This window comes from Geodermatophilus aquaeductus, from assembly GCF_900182545.1.
Taxonomy (GTDB): Bacteria; Actinomycetota; Actinomycetes; order Mycobacteriales; family Geodermatophilaceae; genus Geodermatophilus; species Geodermatophilus aquaeductus.
On the sequence record NZ_FXTJ01000008.1, the window covers coordinates 26,668 to 44,831 of the forward strand.

Here is an 18,164-nt window from a genome sequence, read left to right on the forward strand (position 1 = left end):
CAGTTCCCGCGGCGTCAACGTGATCAGACCCTAGTCATCCGGAGCGGTCGCCCGCGTGGCCGCGGGCTACAGTGGGGCCGTTGCATCCCCGGTTCGAAGGGACCCCCGTGCTGTCTCCGTGCCCGGTGGCTCCCTGCCGCGCGTGGACGCCCGCAGCCGAGGCGCTCCGGTGACGGCGCTCACCGAGCGGCCGGCCGTCTCCGCCCGCCGGCTGTCCGGCGTGGTGGGCGCCTACGTCGCGCTGACCAAGCCGAAGCTGGTCGAGCTGCTGCTGGTGACGACGCTGCCGGCGATGATGATGGCCGCCGACGGGTGGCCCTCCTGGCAGCTCGTGGGCGCCACGATGGTCGGCGGGATGTTCGCCGCCGGTGCGGCCAACACCTTCAACTGCTGGTACGACCGGGACATCGACCGGCTGATGTCGCGCACGCGCAACCGGCCGATCCCCGCCGGGGTGGTGTCCCCGCGGGCGGCGCTGGTCTTCGGGCTGGTCCTCACCGCGGCGTCGCTGGCGCTGCTGTGGGTGGCCACCACGCCGCTCGCCACGGCGCTGGCCGCGGTCGCGATCATCGCCTACTCCGTCGTCTACACGATGGTGCTCAAGCGGCGGACCCGGCACAACACGGTCTTCGGGGCGTTCCCCGGTGCGGCGCCGGTACTCATCGGGTGGGCGGCGGTGACCGGCTCGCTGGACTGGCCGGCACTGGCCTTCTTCGCCGTCGTCTTCTGCTGGCAGATGCCGCACTTCTGGGCGCTGGCCAGCCGCTACCGCGAGGACTACGCCCGCGCCGGCGTCCCCATGCTGTCCGTGGTGGCCGGCCCGGAGAGCGTCGGCCGGCAGTCCGTCGCGTGGGCGTGGGCCACGCTGGGGGCCACGCTGCTCATGGGGTCGGTCACCTCCGTCCTGAACTGGGCCTTCGCCATCGGCGGCGGGCTCCTCGGCGCCTGGTACGTGGCCGAGTCCCACCAGTGGCTGGCCCGCATCCGCAACGGCGTGCCCGACCGGCCCATGAAGCTCTTCTCGGTGTCGATCACGCACATGACGCTGCTGTCGATCGCCATCGCCATCGACGTCCTGGTCTGACCCTCCCGCTCCGCCGCGAGCCCGGACCCTCGTGGGTCCGGGCTCGCCGGCTTCTCCGGGGTACGGGCGCGTGCCGGGTGTCGACCTGTGGTCGTCTCGGGGCCCGGTGAGGGCGGCGCAGGTCGACGAGGTGCGCCGAGATGCGGCTGGACGTCGTTCCAGCCGCGGGGATGACCGCACCGGCGCGCATCTCGATGCGCCGAGAGGGACGGCTGCGGGGCGCCCCGGCGTCAGCGGGCGGCGGGCGTCTGTGCGCAGGTCCACCGTGACGGCCGGTGGCGCCGTGCCGGGATCCCTGGACGCGGCACGGAGAGGGACCCTGACCGGTCCGGCGGGGGAGTAGACCGGCCGTCCGGTCCGTGGCGGCCGGGCGGCGCCCTGCCGTCCCGGACGCGAGCGGCGGGGGACCGCGTCGAGGGAGGGGGAGGACCATGGGGACCACCGCACGGACGTCCTGCGCCGTCACCGCCGCACTGCTGCTCGCGCTGGCCACACCCGGCGCCGCCGGTGCTGCGCCACCGGCCGCCGGAGCTGAGCCGGAGCTCCTGGTCAAGGGGCTGGACGGCGGTTCGGGCAGCACGGTGGGGCCCGACGGTGCGCTGTACGTGCCCGAACCCGTCTCGGGTGAGGTCTCCCGGATCGACCCGAGGACCGGAGCGACGACGGTCGTCGCCTCGTGCCTGCCTCCGCAGGTGCTGGTGGGAGAGGCCGGCGGCGCCATGGACGTCGCCTTCCTCGGCTCGACGATGTACGCCCTCACCTCGTTGGTCAGCGCGGACGTCGGTGGCAGCGCCGTCACCGGCATCTTCCGTGTCGAGGACGACACCTGCGAGGTCGTCGCAGACATCGGCGCGTGGACGCTCGAGAACCCGCCGCCCCCGGACTTCGACTTCGTCGTGCCCACCGGTGTGCCGTACGCGATGGAGGCGTATCGGGGCGGGTTCCTCGTCACCGACGGGCACGCCAACCGTGTGCTGCAGGTCAGCCTGGACGGCCGGGTCCGCACGGTGCTGCAGTTCGGCAACGTCGTCCCGCTCGGGCTCGAGCTGGTGGGCCGCACGGTGTACCTCGCGCTGGCCGGCCCCGTCCCCCACCTGCCGGAGGACGGCCGGGTGCTGTCGTTCCGCGTGCGGTCGGCCGATCCCGAGCTCGTCGCCTCGGGCGGACGGTTGCTGGTCGACGTGGAGGTCGGCCGGCGCGCGCTGTACGCGCTCGCCCAGGGTGACTTCCCCGAGGGTGCACCGGAGGGGTCACCGGCCCTGCCGGACACCGGTCAGCTGCTGGTGGCGGACCGGGACGGCGGCTTCGACGTGGTCGCCGACGAACTGGACCGCCCGACGTCGATGGAGCTCGTCGACGGGAGCGCCTACGTGGTCACCTACGACGGCGAGGTCTGGCGGATCAGGGACCTGCCCGGCGGCCGGCACCGCTGACCCGGCCGGGCGCCGCCGGTCGGACCTGGCGGCGGGCTGGGAGCAGGTGGCTGCGTGCCGCGGAGGGCCGGGTCGGGCCACACGGCGGCCGGCGCCGCGGGTCAGCGGGTGGCGGGGACCGAGGTGGCGGGGGCGTCGAGGGGCTGCTCCGTGGCGGGACCGCGGACCGACCACACCAGCCGCGCGGTGGCCACGGTGATGAGCACCGCGCCGAGCATGTGCAGCAGCACCAGCACGACCGGCAGGTGCGTGAAGTACTGCACGAAGCCGATCACGCCCTGCAGCAGCTGGACGACGAGCAGGTCGCGGGCGGCCCGGCGCACCCGGCCGGGGGCGTCGGTGGCGTAGAGCGCCACGAGCAGCGCGACGGTCAGCCCGACGAGCAGGAAGACGACGTCGGCGTGCAGCTGGCTGACCGTCTCGGGGTCGAAGCCCATGCGGCCGCCGGAGGGCTGCCCGCTCTCGTCGAGGTCGCCGCTGTGCGGTCCGCTGCCGGTGACGATCGTGCCGAGGACGAGCACCACCGCGGTCACCGCGGCGATCCCGCCGGTCAGCAGCGCGAGCGGGCGGCGCACCAGCGGCTGGCCGACGCCGGGCTCGCGCGAGCGCAGCCACAGCACGGTGGAGACGGCGACCAGGACGGTCGAGACGAGGAAGTGGACGGCGACGGTCCACGGGTTCAGCCCGGTGAGCACGGTGACGCCGCCGATCGCGGCCTGCACCGGCACGCCGAGGAACGTCAGCACCGCCAGGGGCCGCAGGTCGCGCCGCGCCGATCGCCAGACCGCCACGAGGACGGCGATGGCCACCGCGGTGAGCACGAAGGTGAGCAGCCGGTTGCCGAACTCGATGAGGCCGTGGCCGGCCATCTCCGGCGTCGTCACGAAGCTGTCCTCGGTGCACCGCGGCCAGGTGGGGCAGCCCAGGCCCGATCCGGTCAGCCGGACGACGCCGCCGGTGACCACGATCGCGCCGTTGGCGACGACGTTGGCCAGCGCCAGGCGCGTGATGACGGCGGGGGAGAACACGGGCAGGACCGGCACGTCCCGATGCTAGCCGCGGCGGGGGCCCTCCCCGGTTCGCTCAGGGCGGATCACAGCGCGGAAGGAGCCGCCCCCGGGACGCGCTGTAGGGACCGCAGGCGGCCGACGCGCCGACCTGGTGTCGGGGAGGACTCCCGGGTACCGGAGCACCAGCGGGTGCCCTCCGGGAGACGACCGGAGCCCACCCGACGCACCCGACTTCCCTGGACGTGAGGAATGACCAGCCCCTTCTTCCCGGGCTCCTACGGGAGCCCGTTCGACGACTTCTTCGCCCGCTACCTGGGCGGCGAGCAGCGCGTGCCGCGGCAGCGCGTGGACATCACCCAGTTCCTGAGCCAGCAGGCCCGGGAGCTGGTCAACACCGCGGCCCGGCAGGCCGTCGGCAGCGGCAGCGCCGACCTCGACACCGAGCACCTGCTCTGGGCCATGACCGGCGACGAGTCGACCCGCAGCTTCCTGTCCCGCACCGGGCTCGACCCCGACCGGCTGCGCTCCGCGCTCGAGGAGCAGATGCGCCGCGGCGAGCCGCTGGACGAGGCGCCGTCGCTGACCCCCGCCGCCAAGCGGGCGCTGCTCGACGCCCACCGGGTCTCGCGTGCCCTCGGCTCCACCTACATCGGCCCCGAGCACCTGCTGTTCGCGCTCGCGCTCAACCCCGACTCGCCCGGCGGCCGGATCCTGCGGGAGCAGGGCGTCACCCCCGAGACGCTGCAGCAGGCGGCGGCCGGCGGCGGCGCGCCCGGCGGTGGCCGTCCCGGCGGCGCGGGCCAGCAGTCGACCACCCCCACCCTCGACGAGTTCGGCCGCGACCTGACCGAGATGGCCCGCAACGGCCAGATCGACCCGGTGATCGGCCGGGAGTCCGAGATCGAGCAGACCGTCGAGGTCCTCTCCCGGCGCCGCAAGAACAACCCGGTGCTCATCGGCGAGGCCGGCGTCGGCAAGACCGCGATCGTGGAGGGCATCGCCGCGCAGATCGTGGAGGGCGACGTGCCGGAGACGCTGCGCGGGCGGCGCCTCATCGAGCTCGACCTGACCGGCCTGGTCGCCGGGACGCGCTACCGCGGGGACTTCGAGGAGCGGCTGACCAAGGTGATGGACGAGATCCGGGAGCACTCCGATGAGGTGATCGTGTTCATCGACGAGCTGCACACCGTCGTCGGCGCGGGTGCCTCGGAGGGCTCGGGCGGGGCGGGCAACATGCTCAAGCCGGCGCTGGCCCGCGGCGAGCTGCACGTCATCGGCGCCACCACGCTGGAGGAGTACCGGCGCAACATCGAGAAGGACGCCGCGCTGGAGCGCCGGTTCCAGCCGATCCTGGTGGCCGAGCCCAGCGTGGAGGACACCGTGCAGATCCTGTGCGGGCTGCGCGACCGCTACGAGGCCCACCACCAGGTGCGCTTCACCGACGACGCCGTCCGCGCCGCGGTGGAGCTGTCGGATCGCTACATCACCGACCGGCACCTGCCGGACAAGGCGATCGACCTGATCGACCAGGCCGGGGCGCGGGTGCGCCGGCGGGTGAAGACCCCGCCGATGGACCTGCGCGGGCTGGAGCAGGAGGTCGAGCGGCTGCAGCGGGAGAAGGACCAGGCCGTGGCCGCCGAGCAGTACGAGCGCGCCTCGGAGCTGCGCGACCAGCTCGCCACCGCACAGCAGCGGCTGGAGGAGGCCCGCGGCGGCGGTGCCCAGCCGGGCGTGCCGGAGGTCGGCGTGGAGGACATCGCCGAGGTGGTCTCCCGGGCCACCGGCATCCCGGTCAGCCAGCTCACCCAGGAGGAGATGCAGCGGCTGCTGCAGTTGGAGGAGCGCCTGCACGAGCGGGTGGTCGGCCAGGACGACGCCGTCCGCGTGGTGTCCGAGGCCGTCCGCCGGTCCCGCGTGGGCCTGGGTGACCCCGACCGGCCGATCGGCAGCTTCCTGTTCCTCGGCCCCACCGGGGTGGGCAAGACCGAGCTGGCCCGCGCGCTGGCCGAGGCGCTGTTCGGCGACTCCGACCGGATGATCCGGCTGGACATGAGCGAGTTCCAGGAGCGGCACACCGTCAGCCGGCTGGTCGGCTCCCCGCCCGGCTACGTCGGCTACGAGGACGCCGGGCAGCTCACCGAGGCGGTGCGCCGCCGGCCCTACTCGGTGGTGCTGCTCGACGAGATCGAGAAGGCCCACCCCGACGTGTTCAACACGCTGCTGCAGGTGCTCGACGACGGCCGGCTCACCGACTCCCAGGGCCGCACCGTGGACTTCCGCAACACCGTGATCATCATGACCAGCAACCTGGGCTCGGAGCTGATCCAGGGCCGCAACACCCCGCTCGGCTTCGGCACCGGCGACGGCGCCGCGGCCGACGCCGGCCTGCGCGACCGGCTCATGCGGCGGCTGCGCGAGTCGTTCCGGCCCGAGTTCCTCAACCGGATCGACGAGATCGTCGTGTTCCAGCAGCTGGAGAGCGAGCAGCTGCAGCAGATCACCCGGCTGCTGCTCGACGAGACCCGCCGGCGGCTCGCGGCGCAGGACATCGCCGTGACCTTCACCGACGACGCCGTCGCCTGGATCGCCGAGCGCGGGTTCGAGCCGCAGTTCGGCGCCCGCCCGCTGCGCCGGGCGATCCAGCGGGAGGTCGACAACCCGCTGGCCAGGCTGCTGCTCGACGGCCGCGTCGGGGCCGGCCGGCACGTCGTCGTCGACGTCCGGGACGGCGCGCTCGACCTCAGGGTCGACGACGCCGCGGAGGCGCTGGCCGGACAGGCCTGACCTCTCCCCGTGATCCCCGTCACCCGGCCCCTGACCTGCGCGGTCAGGGGCCGGGTGACTTAGGGCGACCTTGCTTGCAGGCCTCCCGAAATAGGTCACAATCGTGTTGTGGAAAGCAGCGCGGGACAGGCGGGGACGGTGCGGGCCGACGACGTCCGCACCCGTGACCGCGTGACCGCGCTGCTGCTCGAGCACGGCCCGCAGACCGCCAGCGAGCTCGCCGGCCGGCTGGGCGTCAGCCCCGCCGCCGTCCGCCGCCACCTCGACGCCCTCGAGGCGCAGGGGCGGGTGGAGGAGCGCACCACCGCGGGCGCGCAGCGGGGGAGGGGCCGGCCCGCCCGGCACTTCCACCTCACCGACGCCGGCCGCTCCGGCTTCGCCCACGCCTACGACGACCTGGCGCTCACCGCGCTGCGCTATGTCGCGGCCTCCGGCGGTCCCGACGCCGTGCGCGCCGTCGCCCGGGCGCAGCTGGCCGGCCTCGAGCGGCGGGCGTCGGACGCGGTCGCCCGCACCAGCGGCGCCCCCGTCGAGCGGGCCCGGGCACTGGCCGAGGCGCTCACGGCCGAGGGCTACGCTGCCTCGGCCTCCGCGATCGCCAGCGGCGGGCAGCTCTGCCAGCACCACTGCCCCGTCGCGCACGTGGCGGCGGAGTTCCCGCAGCTGTGCGAGGCCGAGACGGCGGTGATCGGCCGGCTGGTGGGTACCCACGTCCAGCGGCTGGCGACGATCGCCCACGGCGACGGCGTCTGCACCACCCACATCCCGGGGCCGGCGCAGGCCGCCGACCGCGTCCGGGACCACATGCGCGCGGGGAACAGAACACCCTCCGCAGGCCCTGTACCAGGTGAGCGAGCAGCGCGGGTCCCGCGCACCGCACCGTCCACCAGCACCACCCCCACGAACGACCGGGAGAGGACGCCCGCATGACCAGCACCCAGCAGCCGGTGACCGGCACGCCGCTGACGCAGGACGAGCAGATCGACCAGCTCGGCCGCTACCAGTACGGCTGGGCCGACGCCGACGTGGCCGGGTCCTCCGCCCGCCGCGGTCTGTCCGAGGACGTCGTCCGCGACATCTCGGCGCGCAAGGACGAGCCCGAGTGGATGCTCGAGCGCCGCCTCAAGGCGCTCAAGCTCTTCGACCGCAAGCCCATGCCCGACTGGGGCTCGGACCTCTCCGGCATCGACTTCCAGAACATCAAGTACTTCGTGCGCTCCACCGAGGCCCAGGCCGCCTCGTGGGAGGACCTGCCCGACGACATCAAGAACACCTACGACAGGCTCGGCATCCCGGAGGCGGAGAAGCAGCGCCTGGTCGCCGGTGTCGCCGCGCAGTACGAGTCCGAGGTCGTCTACCACCAGATCCAGAAGGAGCTGGAGGACCAGGGCGTCGTCTTCCTCGACACCGACACCGCGCTCAAGGAGCACCCGGACCTGTTCCGCGAGTACTTCGGCTCGGTCATCCCCGCCGGCGACAACAAGTTCGCCGCGCTGAACACCTCGGTGTGGTCGGGTGGCTCGTTCATCTACGTGCCGAAGGGCGTGCACGTCGACATCCCGCTGCAGGCCTACTTCCGGATCAACACCGAGAACATGGGCCAGTTCGAGCGGACGCTCATCATCGTCGACGAGGGCGCCTACGTGCACTACGTCGAGGGCTGCACCGCGCCGATCTACAAGTCGGACTCGCTGCACTCCGCGGTCGTCGAGATCATCGTCAAGAAGAACGCGCGCTGCCGGTACACGACCATCCAGAACTGGTCGAACAACGTCTACAACCTGGTCACCAAGCGGGCGATCGCCCACGAGGGCGCGACCATGGAGTGGATCGACGGCAACCTCGGCTCCAAGGTCACCATGAAGTACCCGGCGGTCTGGATGACCGGGGAGCACGCCAAGGGCGAGGTCCTGTCCATCGCCTTCGCGGGCGAGGGCCAGCACCAGGACGCCGGCGCCAAGATGGTGCACGCCGCGCCGCACACCTCCTCGACCATCGTGTCGAAGTCGGTCGCCCGTGGCGGTGGCCGCACGTCCTACCGCGGCCTCGTGCAGATCGACGAGGGCGCGCACGGCTCGAAGTCGACGGTCAAGTGCGACGCGCTGCTCGTCGACGCGATCAGCCGGTCGGACACCTACCCCTACGTCGACGTCCGCGAGGACGACGTCGCCATGGGGCACGAGGCGACCGTCTCCCGCGTCAGCGAGGACCAGCTCTTCTACCTGATGAGCCGCGGCCTGTCCGAGGACGAGGCCATGGCCATGGTGGTCCGCGGGTTCGTCGAGCCGATCGCGCGCGAGCTGCCCATGGAGTACGCCCTCGAGCTCAACCGGCTCATCGAGCTGCAGATGGAAGGTGCCGTCGGCTGATGTCGGCAGAGAACGCCCCCAGCACCACCGGCCTCACCACCGAGTCGGCGACGCTCGCCGGCGAGCTGTTCGCCGACGGCGTCGGCGCGCAGGCGGGCCCGCCCACCACCCCGGCCGCCGGTACCGGCACGGCCGGGGAGGTCGGCCCGGGCGCCCACTCGCACGGCGGGCCGGCGCCGACCGGCTCGCCGGCCGAGCGGTTCACCTCGACCGACCCGGACGCCTTCGGCGTGCCCACCGGCCGCGAGGAGACCTGGCGCTTCACCCCGATGCGCCGGATCCGCCCGCTGCTCGACGGCGCAGCACCTTCGGGGACGGGGTCGGATGCCCACCTGACGTGGACGACCGACCTGCCCGAGGGCGCCGAGCTCGTCTCCGTCGACGCCGACGACCCGCTGCTCAAGGGCCTGCCCGAGCCGGTCGACCGGCTGGCCGCCCTCGCGCGGCAGCGCAGCGGCGGCGCCGCCGTCGTCCGGGTGGCGCCCGAGGCCCGGCTCGACCGCCCGGTCACGCTCGGCCTGGCCGGCACCGGCTCGGACGACGTCGTGTGGGGTCAGCTCGTCGTCGAGGTCGGGCGGTTCGCCGAGGCGACCGTCGTCCTCGACCACAGCGGCCTGGCCCGCTACGCCGGCGGCGTCACCGTGCTGATCGGTGACGGCGCGCAGGTGACCGTCGTGTCCGTCCAGGACTGGGCGCCCGGCGCGGTGCACGGCGGGCAGTTCGACGCCGTCGTCGGCCGCGACGCGAGCTACAAGCAGGTCGTGGTCACCCTCGGCGGCGACCTCGTCCGGCTGGTCAGCAACGTCCAGTACTCCGGCCCCGGCGGGTCGGCGGAGCTCTTCGGCGTCTACTTCTCCGACGAGACGCAGCACCAGGAGCACCGCCTCTGGGTCGACCACGCGGTGCCCAACTGCTCCAGCAACGTGCTCTACAAGGGCGCGCTGCAGGGCGAGGGCGCGCGCACGGTGTGGATCGGCGACGTCCGGATCCGCCCCGAGGCCACCGGGACCGACACCTACGAGCTCAACCGCAACCTGGTGCTCACCGACGGCGCCCGCGCCGACTCGGTGCCCAACCTGGAGATCGAGACCGGCGAGATCGTCGGCGCCGGCCACGCCAGCGCCACCGGCCGGTTCGACGACGAGCAGCTGTTCTACCTCTGCTCGCGCGGCATCGACGCCGAGACCGCCCGCCGCCTGGTCGTGCGCGGCTTCTTCGCCGACGTCGTCCAGCGCATCGGCATCGACGCGCTGCAGGACCGGCTGATGCGCACCATCGAGACGCGGCTGGGCGCGCTGCCGGGCCTCGACGAACAGCCGGTCGAGGTGGCCTGACCCATGGCCTTCGAGCGGGTCTGCGGCCTGTCGGAGGTCCCGGAGAACGGGGCCCTGCGGGTCGAGCTGTCCGACGTCGACATCGCCGTCGTCCGCTACGAGGGCGAGCTGTACGCCCTCCAGGACCTCTGCTCCCACGCCGAGGTCCCCCTGTCGGAGGGCGACGTCGAGACCTTCGACGGCGCCCCCACCATCGAGTGCTGGCTGCACGGGTCGTGCTTCGACCTGCGCACCGGCGAGCCCACCAACCTGCCGGCCACCGAGCCGGTCGACGTCTACCCCGTGCGACTGGAGGGGGAGGACGTGCTGGTCGACACCGAGAGCACCGGCCGCCTCCCGCTGGCGTCGGGCAACTGAGGAGCGAGAAGAGAAGTGTCGGTTCTGGAGATCCGCGACCTGCACGTCACGGTCGGCGAGGGCGACGACGCCAAGGAGATCCTCAAGGGCGTCGACCTGACCGTCCGGTCGGGTGAGACGCACGCGATCATGGGTCCCAACGGGTCGGGCAAGTCGACCCTGGCCTACTCGATCGCCGGGCACCCGAAGTACACGATCACCGGCGGCACGGTGACCCTCGACGGCGAGGACGTCCTCGCGATGACCGTCGACGAGCGCGCCCGCGCCGGCCTGTTCCTCGCCATGCAGTACCCGGTCGAGGTCCCCGGCGTCTCGGTGTCGAACTTCCTGCGCACCGCCGCCACCGCCGTCAAGGGCGAGGCGCCGAAGCTGCGCACGTGGGTCAAGGACGTCCGCGAGGAGATGACCGCGCTCGAGATGGACCCGGCGTTCGCCGAGCGCAACGTCAACGAGGGCTTCTCCGGCGGTGAGAAGAAGCGCCACGAGATCCTGCAGATGCGGCTGCTCAAGCCGAAGGTCGCGATCCTCGACGAGACCGACTCCGGCCTCGACGTCGACGCGCTGCGGGTCGTCTCCGAGGGCGTCAACCGCAGCCGCGCGGAGCTCACCGGCGACGACGCCATCGGCGTCCTGCTGATCACGCACTACACGCGGATCCTGCGCTACATCCAGCCCGACTTCGTGCACGTCTTCGTCAACGGCCGCGTGGTCGACGAGGGCGGCAAGGAGCTGGCCGACAAGCTCGAGGCCGAGGGCTACGCCGCGTACGTGAAGGACTCGAAGGAGACCGCGAAGGCATGACCCAGACCGCCTCGCGTCCCACGGGGACGCGGATCCCGCTGCCCCTGGACGTCGAGGCGATCCGGGCGGACTTCCCGATCCTGACGCGCACCGTGCGCGACGGGAAGCGGCTGGTCTACCTCGACTCCGGCGCCACCTCGCAGAAACCGCGCAGCGTCCTCGACGCCGAGCGCGACTTCTACGAGAACCACAACGCCGCCCCGCACCGCGGCGCCCACCAGCTCGCCGAGGAGGCCACCGGCCTCTACGAGGCGGCCCGGGCGCGGGTCGCCGGGTTCATCGGCGGCGCCGTCGAGGAGGTGGTGTTCACCCGCAACACCACCGACGCGATCAACACCGTCGCCTACGCGCTGTCCAACGCCGCCACGGCGAAGGAGCCGTCCTTCCGCCGGTACGCCGTCGGCCAGGGCGACGAGATCGTCGTGACCGAGATGGAGCACCACGCCAACCTGGTGCCCTGGCAGCAGCTGTGCGAGCGCACCGGGGCCACGCTGCGCTGGCTGGGCCTCACCGACGACGGCCGGCTGGACCTCTCCGACCTCGGCACCGTGGTCAACGAGCGCACCAAGCTGGTCGCGGTCACCCAGCAGTCGAACATCCTCGGCACGATCAACCCGCTGGGGCCGATCGTCGCCCGGGCCCGTGAGGTCGGCGCCTTGGTGCTGGTCGACGGCGCGCAGTCGGTGCCCCACCAGCCGGTCGACGTCGCCACCCTGGGCGCGGACTTCCTGGTGTTCTCCGGGCACAAGATGCTCGGGCCCACCGGCGTCGGCGTGCTGTGGGGCCGCTACGAGGTGCTCGACGCGCTGCCGCCGTTCCTCACCGGCGGCTCGATGATCGAGGTCGTGCGGATGGAGGGCAGCACCTTCATGCCGCCGCCGCAGCGCTTCGAGGCCGGCGTCCCGATGACCGCGCAGGTGGTCGGGCTCGGCGCCGCCGTCGAGTACCTGCAGGCCCTCGGCATGGACAGGGTGCAGGCGCACGAGGAGGCCCTCACCGGCTACGCCCTCGAGCAGCTGCAGGCGATCCCGGGCGTCACCGTCATCGGCCCGCCCGACACCGTCGCGCGCGGGGGAGCGGTGTCGTTCACCGTCGACGGCATCCACCCGCACGACGTCGGCCAGGTCCTCGACGACCTCGGCATCGCCGTGCGCGTGGGGCACCACTGCGCCTGGCCGGTGGTCCGGCGCTACGGCGTCCCGGCCACCACCCGGGCCACGTTCTACGTGCACACCGGCTACGACGACGTCGACGCGCTGGTGGAAGGTGTGCGGGCCGCGCAGCGTTTCTTCGGAGTGACGCCGGAGGAGGCAACCGCCTGATGCAGCTCGAGTCGATGTACCAGGACATCATCCTGGACCACTACCGCAACCCCCACGGCCGCGGCCTGCGCGACCCGTACGAGGCCGAGGTGCACCACGTCAACCCGACGTGCGGCGACGAGGTGACCCTGCGGGTGCACCTGGACGGCGACACGATCGCCGACGTCTCCTACGAGGGGATGGGCTGCTCGATCAGCCAGGCGTCGGTGTCGGCGATGTACGACCTCGTCATCGGGAAGTCGGTGACCGACGCGCTGGGCACCGGCGAGCACTTCGTGACGCTGATGCAGAGCAAGGGCGACGCCGCGGTGGCCGAGAAGCTCGAGGACGAGCTCGAGGACGCCGTCGCGTTCGCCGGGGTGTCGAAGTACCCCGCCCGGATCAAGTGCGCGCTGATGAGCTGGATGGCCCTCAAGGACGCCTCCGCCCGCGCCCTGGCAGCTGCTCCCACTGGAGGACAGGCATGAGCGAGACCACCGACCACGAGACCCCCGCCGAGCTGCCGGCCTACAAGTCGGCGCTGCTCGAGGACGTCGAGGAGGCCATGCGCGACGTCGTCGACCCCGAGCTGGGCGTCAACGTCGTCGACCTCGGCCTCGTCTACGGCATCGACGTCGACGACGACAACGTCGCGGTGCTCGACATGACGCTGACCTCCGCGGCGTGCCCGCTCACCGACGTCATCGAGGACCAGGCGCGCCAGGCCCTGACCGGCGGCCCCGGCCCCGGCCTGGTCGACGACATCCGGATCAACTGGGTCTGGATGCCGCCGTGGGGCCCGGACAAGATCACCGACGACGGGCGCGAGCAGCTGCGCGCGCTCGGCTTCCGGGTCTGAGAAAGGACCCGGCTGCCCCCCACGGCACGCTCCGCGCGCCGCGGGACCCCGCAGCCGCGCCGTTCCATCCCCTCACGGGCCTCCTCGACCGACTGGCCGCCGGGGACGACCCGCCGGCGGACTGCAGCGTGACCGTGCTGCCCGCGCCCTCCGGGGCGCGGGCAGTCGTCGTCGGGGGCAGTGCCTGGCACGTGGTGGCGGCCGACGTGGACCCCGCCTGGGTGGCCGCGCAGGTGGCGCCCGACCCGCTGGCGCTGCCGCTCGGGGCGCGCTTGCTCACCGCGCTCGCCGACCGGATCGGCGTGGAGCCCGGGGTGGTCGACGTCGTCCTCGTCGCCCCGCCGGTGGCCGCCGGTCCCGGTCTCGACCTGGTCCGGGCCGAGGTGGACCACCCGCGGGTCGCCCGGGCGCTGCTGCACCGCACCGACGTCCGGATCTGGACGACGCCGGACGGCTGCGGACTGCTGACCCTCGGCCGCGGCGTCGCGGGCCGCTGGGAGGTCAGCGTCGAGGTCGACCCGGCCGCCCGCGGACGGGGCCTGGGCACCGCGCTGGTCGCGGCCGCGCGGTCGCTGGTGCCCGATGGCGTGCCGCTGTGGGCGCAGGTGGCCCCGGCCAACACCGCCTCGCTGCGCGCCTTCCTCGGCGCGGGCTACCGGCCCGTGGGCGCCGAGTCGCTGTTCGGCGCCTGACGCCCCTCCGGCCGCACCTCAGCGCATCTCGGCCAGGCGTTCCCCGAACCCGGCGACCGGCCGCAGCTCCCGGCGGGCGCCCAGCACCAGCAGGCCGGTCCCGACGACGAGCGCGGCGACCAGCGGCAGCGGCAGCGCCTCGACCACCAGCCCGGCGGTGAGCACGACCGCCGTGGCCGCGCCGGTGAGCAGCGCCGCCCGGACCGCCGTGCGCGCGCCCAGGGCCATGGCCGCGGCCGCGGCGAGCAGCACGAGCACCGGGCGCAGCGCACCGGGCAGCAGCACCGCGGCCACCGTCGACGGCACCGCGGCGACGACCAGCCCCGGGCCCCACGCCGGCCAGGACGGCCCGTCGAGCAGCCGCGGTCCGGCCGCGACCAGCAGCGCGGCGGCGGCCGGCAGGCTCCACGCCTCGACCACCGTCGTCCCGGCCAGCGCGGCCATCGTCCACCCGGCCGCGCCGAGCTCCGCTCCGCCGGTCCGCCAGGCGGCCGCCTCCTCGGGGGAGTCGTCCCGCCGCCCGGCGAGCACCGCGCCCCAGCCGCACGACAGCGCGCCCTGGACCGCCAGGTGCAGCGCCAGCTGGGCCCACGCGGCGTCGATCGCGAGGACGGCGAGGGCGGCGCCGGCGCAGACCGCACCGACCGTGCCGCTGGGGCCGCGCAGGTCGGCCGCCATCCCGGGCCGGGCGGCCAGCGTGAGGGCGAACAGCCCGGTCAGGACCGCGGCGGCCGCGCCGGGGGAGAGCAGGCCCGCGGGGACCGACAGCAGCGCCGCCGCGGCGAGACAGCCGCCCGCCGCGGGCACGGCGTCGGGCCGCTCGTCGGGCCGCACCGCGGCCACCCCGGCCGCGGGCAGGGCCGTGAGCACCAGCAGGAGCACCAGCGCCGGCCAGCGCGTGGCGGCGACCAGCTGCGCGACGGCCAGCACCACGAGAGTGATCCCGGCGGCCGAGGCGGCCGGGAGCAACAGGCCCCGCCGCCAGCCGGTCAGGACGGCCGCGGCGGTGCTCGCGAGCAGCACGCCGAGCCAGCCGGCGAGGGGCAGGGAGACCGGATCGCCGGTGGACAGCGCCGCACCGACTGCACCCCCGGCCACCGTCCCGGCGAGCACGGGCACCAGCCGCGGCGGCCCGAGCAGGGAGTCGACCGCGGGGTCCAGCCGCACCGGCAGCAGCGCCGCGGCGGCGGCGACGGTCAGCCCGGCCGACAGCCAGCGGGCCGGGCCGTCGGCGGTGGCGGCGGCGGTCAGCAGTCCCCCGACGACGCCCGCGACGAGCCACGGCACGGTGGTGAGCAGCGCGATGCGGGCCAGAGTGCGGCGCGTGACGAGGACGGTCCCCAGCCCGGTCAGCGCGACGGTGAGCAGCAGGGCGGTGCGCGGCACCCCGTCGGGCACCAGGGCCAGCGACCGCAGCGCGGCGACCTGCAGCGCCCCCCATGCCGCCAGCGGCCAGCTCAGCGGGGCGGGCAGGAGGACCCGGAGGCTGACCAGGATCCCGGCCAGCACCAGCGCCGGCAGTGGACCGGTCCCGAGCGGAGCGTCCCCGACGGCCACGCAGGTCAGCGCGAGGGCGGCCGCGGCCGCCGCGCACGCCTCCTCGGTGTCGTGCAACCGCGCCCGCGCCGCCCACGCCGACGCGCACCCGGCGACCAGGGCCGCCAGCAGGACGCCGATCCGGGCGGCGTCACCGGCCAGCGAGGGCCCGGCCAGCGCCACGGCGACCAGCAGCACGACGCCGACGGTCAGCAGCACCTGCGGCGGCCGGATCCGCGCGTCCAACGAGCGCAGGGCAGCGGGCTCCGGAGCGGGGACCGGCGGGCCGGCGTAGGGGAGCGGGGGCACCGGCGCGCTCGTCATCGCCGTCCCCCCTCACCCGCCCGTCGGGCCCACGCTAGGGGCGGTCAGCGCATCTGCGCGACCCAGGCGACGGCCTCCCGCGCCTGCTGGCGCCGGCGCTCGTAGGTGGCGCCGACGACGAGCAGCAGCAGGCCTGCGGTGGCCAGCGTGACCCAGCGCGGGACCAGCGGCGCGTAGGGCGCCAGCCGACCCAGCACGACCACCACCAGCGCGCCCGCACCGACGACGAAGGGCGCCTGCCGGTGGGTCAGCGTGCCGGCCACGGTGAGCGCCGCGGCCGCCGCGACCACGACCACCAGGCGCGCCGCCGTCGGCTCGGCGACCACGACGACGGCCGACGGCAGCAGCGCGACCGCCAGCCCGGGCCCCTCCGCGGCCCACGACGCGGCGCCCGCCCGCAGCGCCGGGACGGCCAGCAGCAGCAACCCCGCGGCGGCCGGGAGCGTGTAGACCTCCGGCGTGCGGATGTCGGCACCGGCCGCGGCGATCCACCCGGCCAGCACGAGGTCGGCCACTGCGAGGACCGCCACCGGCCGTCGTCGCGCGACCAGGGCGTAGCAGCCGGCGGCCGCGCCGACGACGGCGAGGTCGATGGCCATCTGGCCCCACGCGCCGGCGTCCGCGGCGACCCCGCCGGCGACGAGCCCGGCGAGCGTGCCGGGGACCGCCGCGGCGAGCTCCTCCGGCGTCCCGGCGCGCAGCGCGGCCACCGCGAAGGCCGTCGCGCCGGTGAGCGCGAGCAGCAGCGCGGCGGGCACCGGGTCGAGCAGCCCGCCCTCCAGCGCCACCAGCACCGCCAGCCCGGGCGCGCACAGCGCCGCGGCGGTGGCGGCGGGACGCACCGGCGGGCGCAGCACCGCGGCGAGGACGGCAGGGACGGCCGCGGCGAGGACCAGCAGCGCCAGCGGCGCCTCCCGGTCGGTGAGGTCGAGGACGGTGCCGCCCGCGCCGGCCAGGACGGCCCCCGCGGCCAGCACCGCGAACAGCGCAGGCCCGGCCACCCGCGGCGAGGCCGCCACGGTCAGCAGCACCAGTCCCAGCCCGGCCGCCGCCACCGTCCCGGCGACGCCGAGACCGGTCATCGCCCCGGCCAGGGCCAGGGCGACGACGCCGGCCACGGCGGCCGAGGCGGCGCGGCGTTCCGGCAGGCGGGGCGCCAGCCGCGGCTCGCGCAGGAGCACCGCCGCGCCGGCTGCGGCCGCGGCCAGGACGACGGTCGATCCCCAGCTGTCGACCGCGCCGCCGGTCCAGGCCAGCACCGCGCCGAGCAGCGCACCCGCCGCTCCTGCCAGGCCGCCGAGCACGAGGGCCACCGGGTGCAGGAGCCGGCGCAGCACCAGCAGTGCGAGGACGTCGAGCAGCGCGGTGCCGAGCAGCACGGCGACACCGGCGACGCCGTCGGCGAGGCCGGCGGGCAGCAGCAGCCAGCCGGCGGGCTGGGCGGCGAGCAGCGTGACCAGCGGCCAGGTGACCGTGCTGCGGGTGAGCCGCCCCAGCCCGACCGCGGCGCCAGCGGTGACCGCGCACGACAGGCCCGCCCACAGCCGGCCGGGGACGGCGTCGGCGCCCCACAGGCCGAGCGCGTGCGCGGCGGCGAGGTCGATGGCCAGCAGCGCGGCCCCGGCCGAGGCGAGCGCCTCCTCGGTGGCCCGCAGGCCCCGGCGGGCGCTCCACGCGGAGGTGGCGCAGGCCGCGGCGGTGACCGTGGCCATGACGGCGGCCTGGAACGTCACGCCCAGCCGGGTCCACGCGACCGCCACGAAGGCCACGGCCGCGGCGACGACGAGCAGGGCACCCAGGCCGAGGAGCACCTGCTGGGGGCTGAGCCGTCGGCGCGGGGGAGCCGCCGGCCGGGGCGCCGGGGGCGGAGCGGGGGGCAGCCCCCACGTCGGCGCCGGCGGGGGGCCCGGCACGGGCGGCGGGGCGGGGGCGGAGACCGGGGCCGGGACGGCGGCACCCCGGGCCGCGGTGCGCAGCGTGGCCACCAGGGCGTCGCGCTCGCGGGCGAACTCGTCGATCGTCGCCCCCATCCGGGCCACCACCGTGGCCGCCTGCGCCACGGCGGGCAGGCCGCAGGTGACGCAGGACGCGGGCGCCGGCGCGGCCGGCGTCCCGCAGACGGGGCAGGGCAGACCCCAGGTCGGCGTGCTCATGGGCGGGATCGTGACCTGCGGGGGCCGGTAGGGGAACCGGTCTCGTCCGGACTGGGGACGCAGCGGGCTGCTGTGGACGTCACCCGGCAATCCGCTCGGGTTCCGGCCGTGGAGCGCCTATCCTGGG

15 protein-coding genes are annotated in these 18,164 nt (G+C 75.0%); 12 read left to right on the top strand and 3 right to left on the bottom strand.

Going from position 1 to position 18,164, the window contains the following annotated elements:
* Positions 1 to 169: 169 nt before the first annotated feature.
* The gene (locus FN207_RS18320; RefSeq protein WP_142460072.1) at positions 170 to 1,084 is read left to right on the top strand and encodes a heme o synthase; all 915 of its coding nucleotides are present in this window, start codon (positions 170 to 172) and stop codon (positions 1,082 to 1,084) included.
* A gap of 431 nt (positions 1,085 to 1,515) precedes the next feature.
* The gene (locus tag FN207_RS18325) at positions 1,516 to 2,517 is read left to right on the top strand and encodes a ScyD/ScyE family protein (protein WP_142459900.1); all 1,002 of its coding nucleotides are present in this window, start codon (positions 1,516 to 1,518) and stop codon (positions 2,515 to 2,517) included.
* Between the two features lie 101 nt (positions 2,518 to 2,618).
* Here the strand turns inward: FN207_RS18325 and FN207_RS18330 are convergent, their stop codons facing one another.
* Positions 2,619 to 3,560, bottom strand: a complete 942-nt coding sequence (locus FN207_RS18330) for a COX15/CtaA family protein (protein WP_246066167.1) — start codon at positions 3,558 to 3,560, stop codon at positions 2,619 to 2,621.
* Between the two features lie 216 nt (positions 3,561 to 3,776).
* On the opposite strand from FN207_RS18330, the gene FN207_RS18335 reads away from it, so the two are divergent.
* The 10 genes from FN207_RS18335 to FN207_RS18380 all read left to right on the top strand — a co-directional run bounded on the left by FN207_RS18335 (position 3,777) and on the right by FN207_RS18380 (position 14,024).
* Positions 3,777 to 6,311, top strand: a complete 2,535-nt coding sequence (locus FN207_RS18335; protein WP_142459901.1) for an ATP-dependent Clp protease ATP-binding subunit — start codon at positions 3,777 to 3,779, stop codon at positions 6,309 to 6,311.
* A 108-nt stretch (positions 6,312 to 6,419) separates the two neighbouring features.
* A complete protein-coding gene (locus FN207_RS18340; RefSeq protein WP_185938416.1) occupies positions 6,420 to 7,241 on the top strand; it encodes a helix-turn-helix transcriptional regulator in 822 nt (273 codons plus the stop codon).
* On the top strand, positions 7,238 to 8,680 hold the full coding sequence (gene sufB, locus FN207_RS18345) for a Fe-S cluster assembly protein SufB (RefSeq protein ID WP_142459903.1): 1,443 nt from the start codon (positions 7,238 to 7,240) through the stop codon (positions 8,678 to 8,680). The genes FN207_RS18340 and sufB overlap by 4 nt, the downstream gene beginning before the upstream one ends.
* Positions 8,680 to 10,014: a Fe-S cluster assembly protein SufD gene (sufD, locus tag FN207_RS18350; RefSeq protein WP_142459904.1), complete on the top strand. Its 1,335-nt coding sequence runs from the start codon at positions 8,680 to 8,682 to the stop codon at positions 10,012 to 10,014. The genes sufB and sufD overlap by 1 nt, the downstream gene beginning before the upstream one ends.
* A 3-nt stretch (positions 10,015 to 10,017) precedes the next feature.
* The gene (locus FN207_RS18355) at positions 10,018 to 10,371 is read left to right on the top strand and encodes a non-heme iron oxygenase ferredoxin subunit (RefSeq protein ID WP_142459905.1); all 354 of its coding nucleotides are present in this window, start codon (positions 10,018 to 10,020) and stop codon (positions 10,369 to 10,371) included.
* Positions 10,372 to 10,386: 15 nt separating this feature from the next.
* On the top strand, positions 10,387 to 11,172 hold the full coding sequence (gene sufC, locus FN207_RS18360) for a Fe-S cluster assembly ATPase SufC (protein WP_110907330.1): 786 nt from the start codon (positions 10,387 to 10,389) through the stop codon (positions 11,170 to 11,172).
* Complete coding sequence (locus tag FN207_RS18365) at positions 11,169 to 12,494, top strand: cysteine desulfurase (protein WP_142459906.1); 1,326 nt, start codon at positions 11,169 to 11,171, stop codon at positions 12,492 to 12,494. The genes sufC and FN207_RS18365 overlap by 4 nt, the downstream gene beginning before the upstream one ends.
* Entirely contained in the window at positions 12,494 to 12,961 is a 468-nt protein-coding gene (sufU, locus tag FN207_RS18370; protein ID WP_110907332.1) for a Fe-S cluster assembly sulfur transfer protein SufU, read from the top strand. Before FN207_RS18365 ends, sufU begins: the two co-directional genes overlap by 1 nt.
* Entirely contained in the window at positions 12,958 to 13,332 is a 375-nt protein-coding gene (locus tag FN207_RS18375; protein ID WP_142459907.1) for a metal-sulfur cluster assembly factor, read from the top strand. Before sufU ends, FN207_RS18375 begins: the two co-directional genes overlap by 4 nt.
* Positions 13,333 to 13,460: 128 nt before the next feature.
* Positions 13,461 to 14,024 carry a GNAT family N-acetyltransferase gene (locus FN207_RS18380; RefSeq protein ID WP_221888276.1) on the top strand — a complete coding sequence of 188 codons (564 nt, stop codon included), beginning with the start codon at positions 13,461 to 13,463 and terminating at the stop codon, positions 14,022 to 14,024.
* 18 nt (positions 14,025 to 14,042) lie between these two features.
* On the opposite strand, the gene FN207_RS18385 is transcribed toward FN207_RS18380, so the two are convergent.
* Both FN207_RS18385 and FN207_RS18390 read right to left on the bottom strand, forming a co-directional pair.
* On the bottom strand, positions 14,043 to 15,884 hold the full coding sequence (locus FN207_RS18385; RefSeq protein WP_142459908.1) for an SCO7613 C-terminal domain-containing membrane protein: 1,842 nt from the start codon (positions 15,882 to 15,884) through the stop codon (positions 14,043 to 14,045).
* A gap of 44 nt (positions 15,885 to 15,928) precedes the next feature.
* Positions 15,929 to 18,037 (bottom strand): SCO7613 C-terminal domain-containing membrane protein, encoded by a 2,109-nt coding sequence (locus FN207_RS18390; RefSeq protein ID WP_142459909.1) that lies wholly within the window; start codon positions 18,035 to 18,037, stop codon positions 15,929 to 15,931.
* Positions 18,038 to 18,164: the final 127 nt, after the last annotated feature.

What these genes read in the sequence shown, in the direction of transcription:
- sufD (WP_142459904.1), top strand. Translation starts at nt 8,680, where the DNA reads ATGTCGGCAGAGAACGCCCCCAGCACCACCGGCCTCACCACCGAGTCG.
- FN207_RS18335 (WP_142459901.1), top strand. Translation starts at nt 3,777, where the DNA reads ATGACCAGCCCCTTCTTCCCGGGCTCCTACGGGAGCCCGTTCGACGAC.
- FN207_RS18355 (WP_142459905.1), top strand. Translation starts at nt 10,018, where the DNA reads ATGGCCTTCGAGCGGGTCTGCGGCCTGTCGGAGGTCCCGGAGAACGGG.
- FN207_RS18385 (WP_142459908.1), bottom strand. Translation starts at nt 15,884, where the DNA reads ATGACGAGCGCGCCGGTGCCCCCGCTCCCCTACGCCGGCCCGCCGGTC.
- FN207_RS18375 (WP_142459907.1), top strand. Translation starts at nt 12,958, where the DNA reads ATGAGCGAGACCACCGACCACGAGACCCCCGCCGAGCTGCCGGCCTAC.
- sufB (WP_142459903.1), top strand. Translation starts at nt 7,238, where the DNA reads ATGACCAGCACCCAGCAGCCGGTGACCGGCACGCCGCTGACGCAGGAC.
- FN207_RS18365 (WP_142459906.1), top strand. Translation starts at nt 11,169, where the DNA reads ATGACCCAGACCGCCTCGCGTCCCACGGGGACGCGGATCCCGCTGCCC.
- FN207_RS18390 (WP_142459909.1), bottom strand. Translation starts at nt 18,037, where the DNA reads ATGAGCACGCCGACCTGGGGTCTGCCCTGCCCCGTCTGCGGGACGCCG.
- sufU (WP_110907332.1), top strand. Translation starts at nt 12,494, where the DNA reads ATGCAGCTCGAGTCGATGTACCAGGACATCATCCTGGACCACTACCGC.
- FN207_RS18325 (WP_142459900.1), top strand. Translation starts at nt 1,516, where the DNA reads ATGGGGACCACCGCACGGACGTCCTGCGCCGTCACCGCCGCACTGCTG.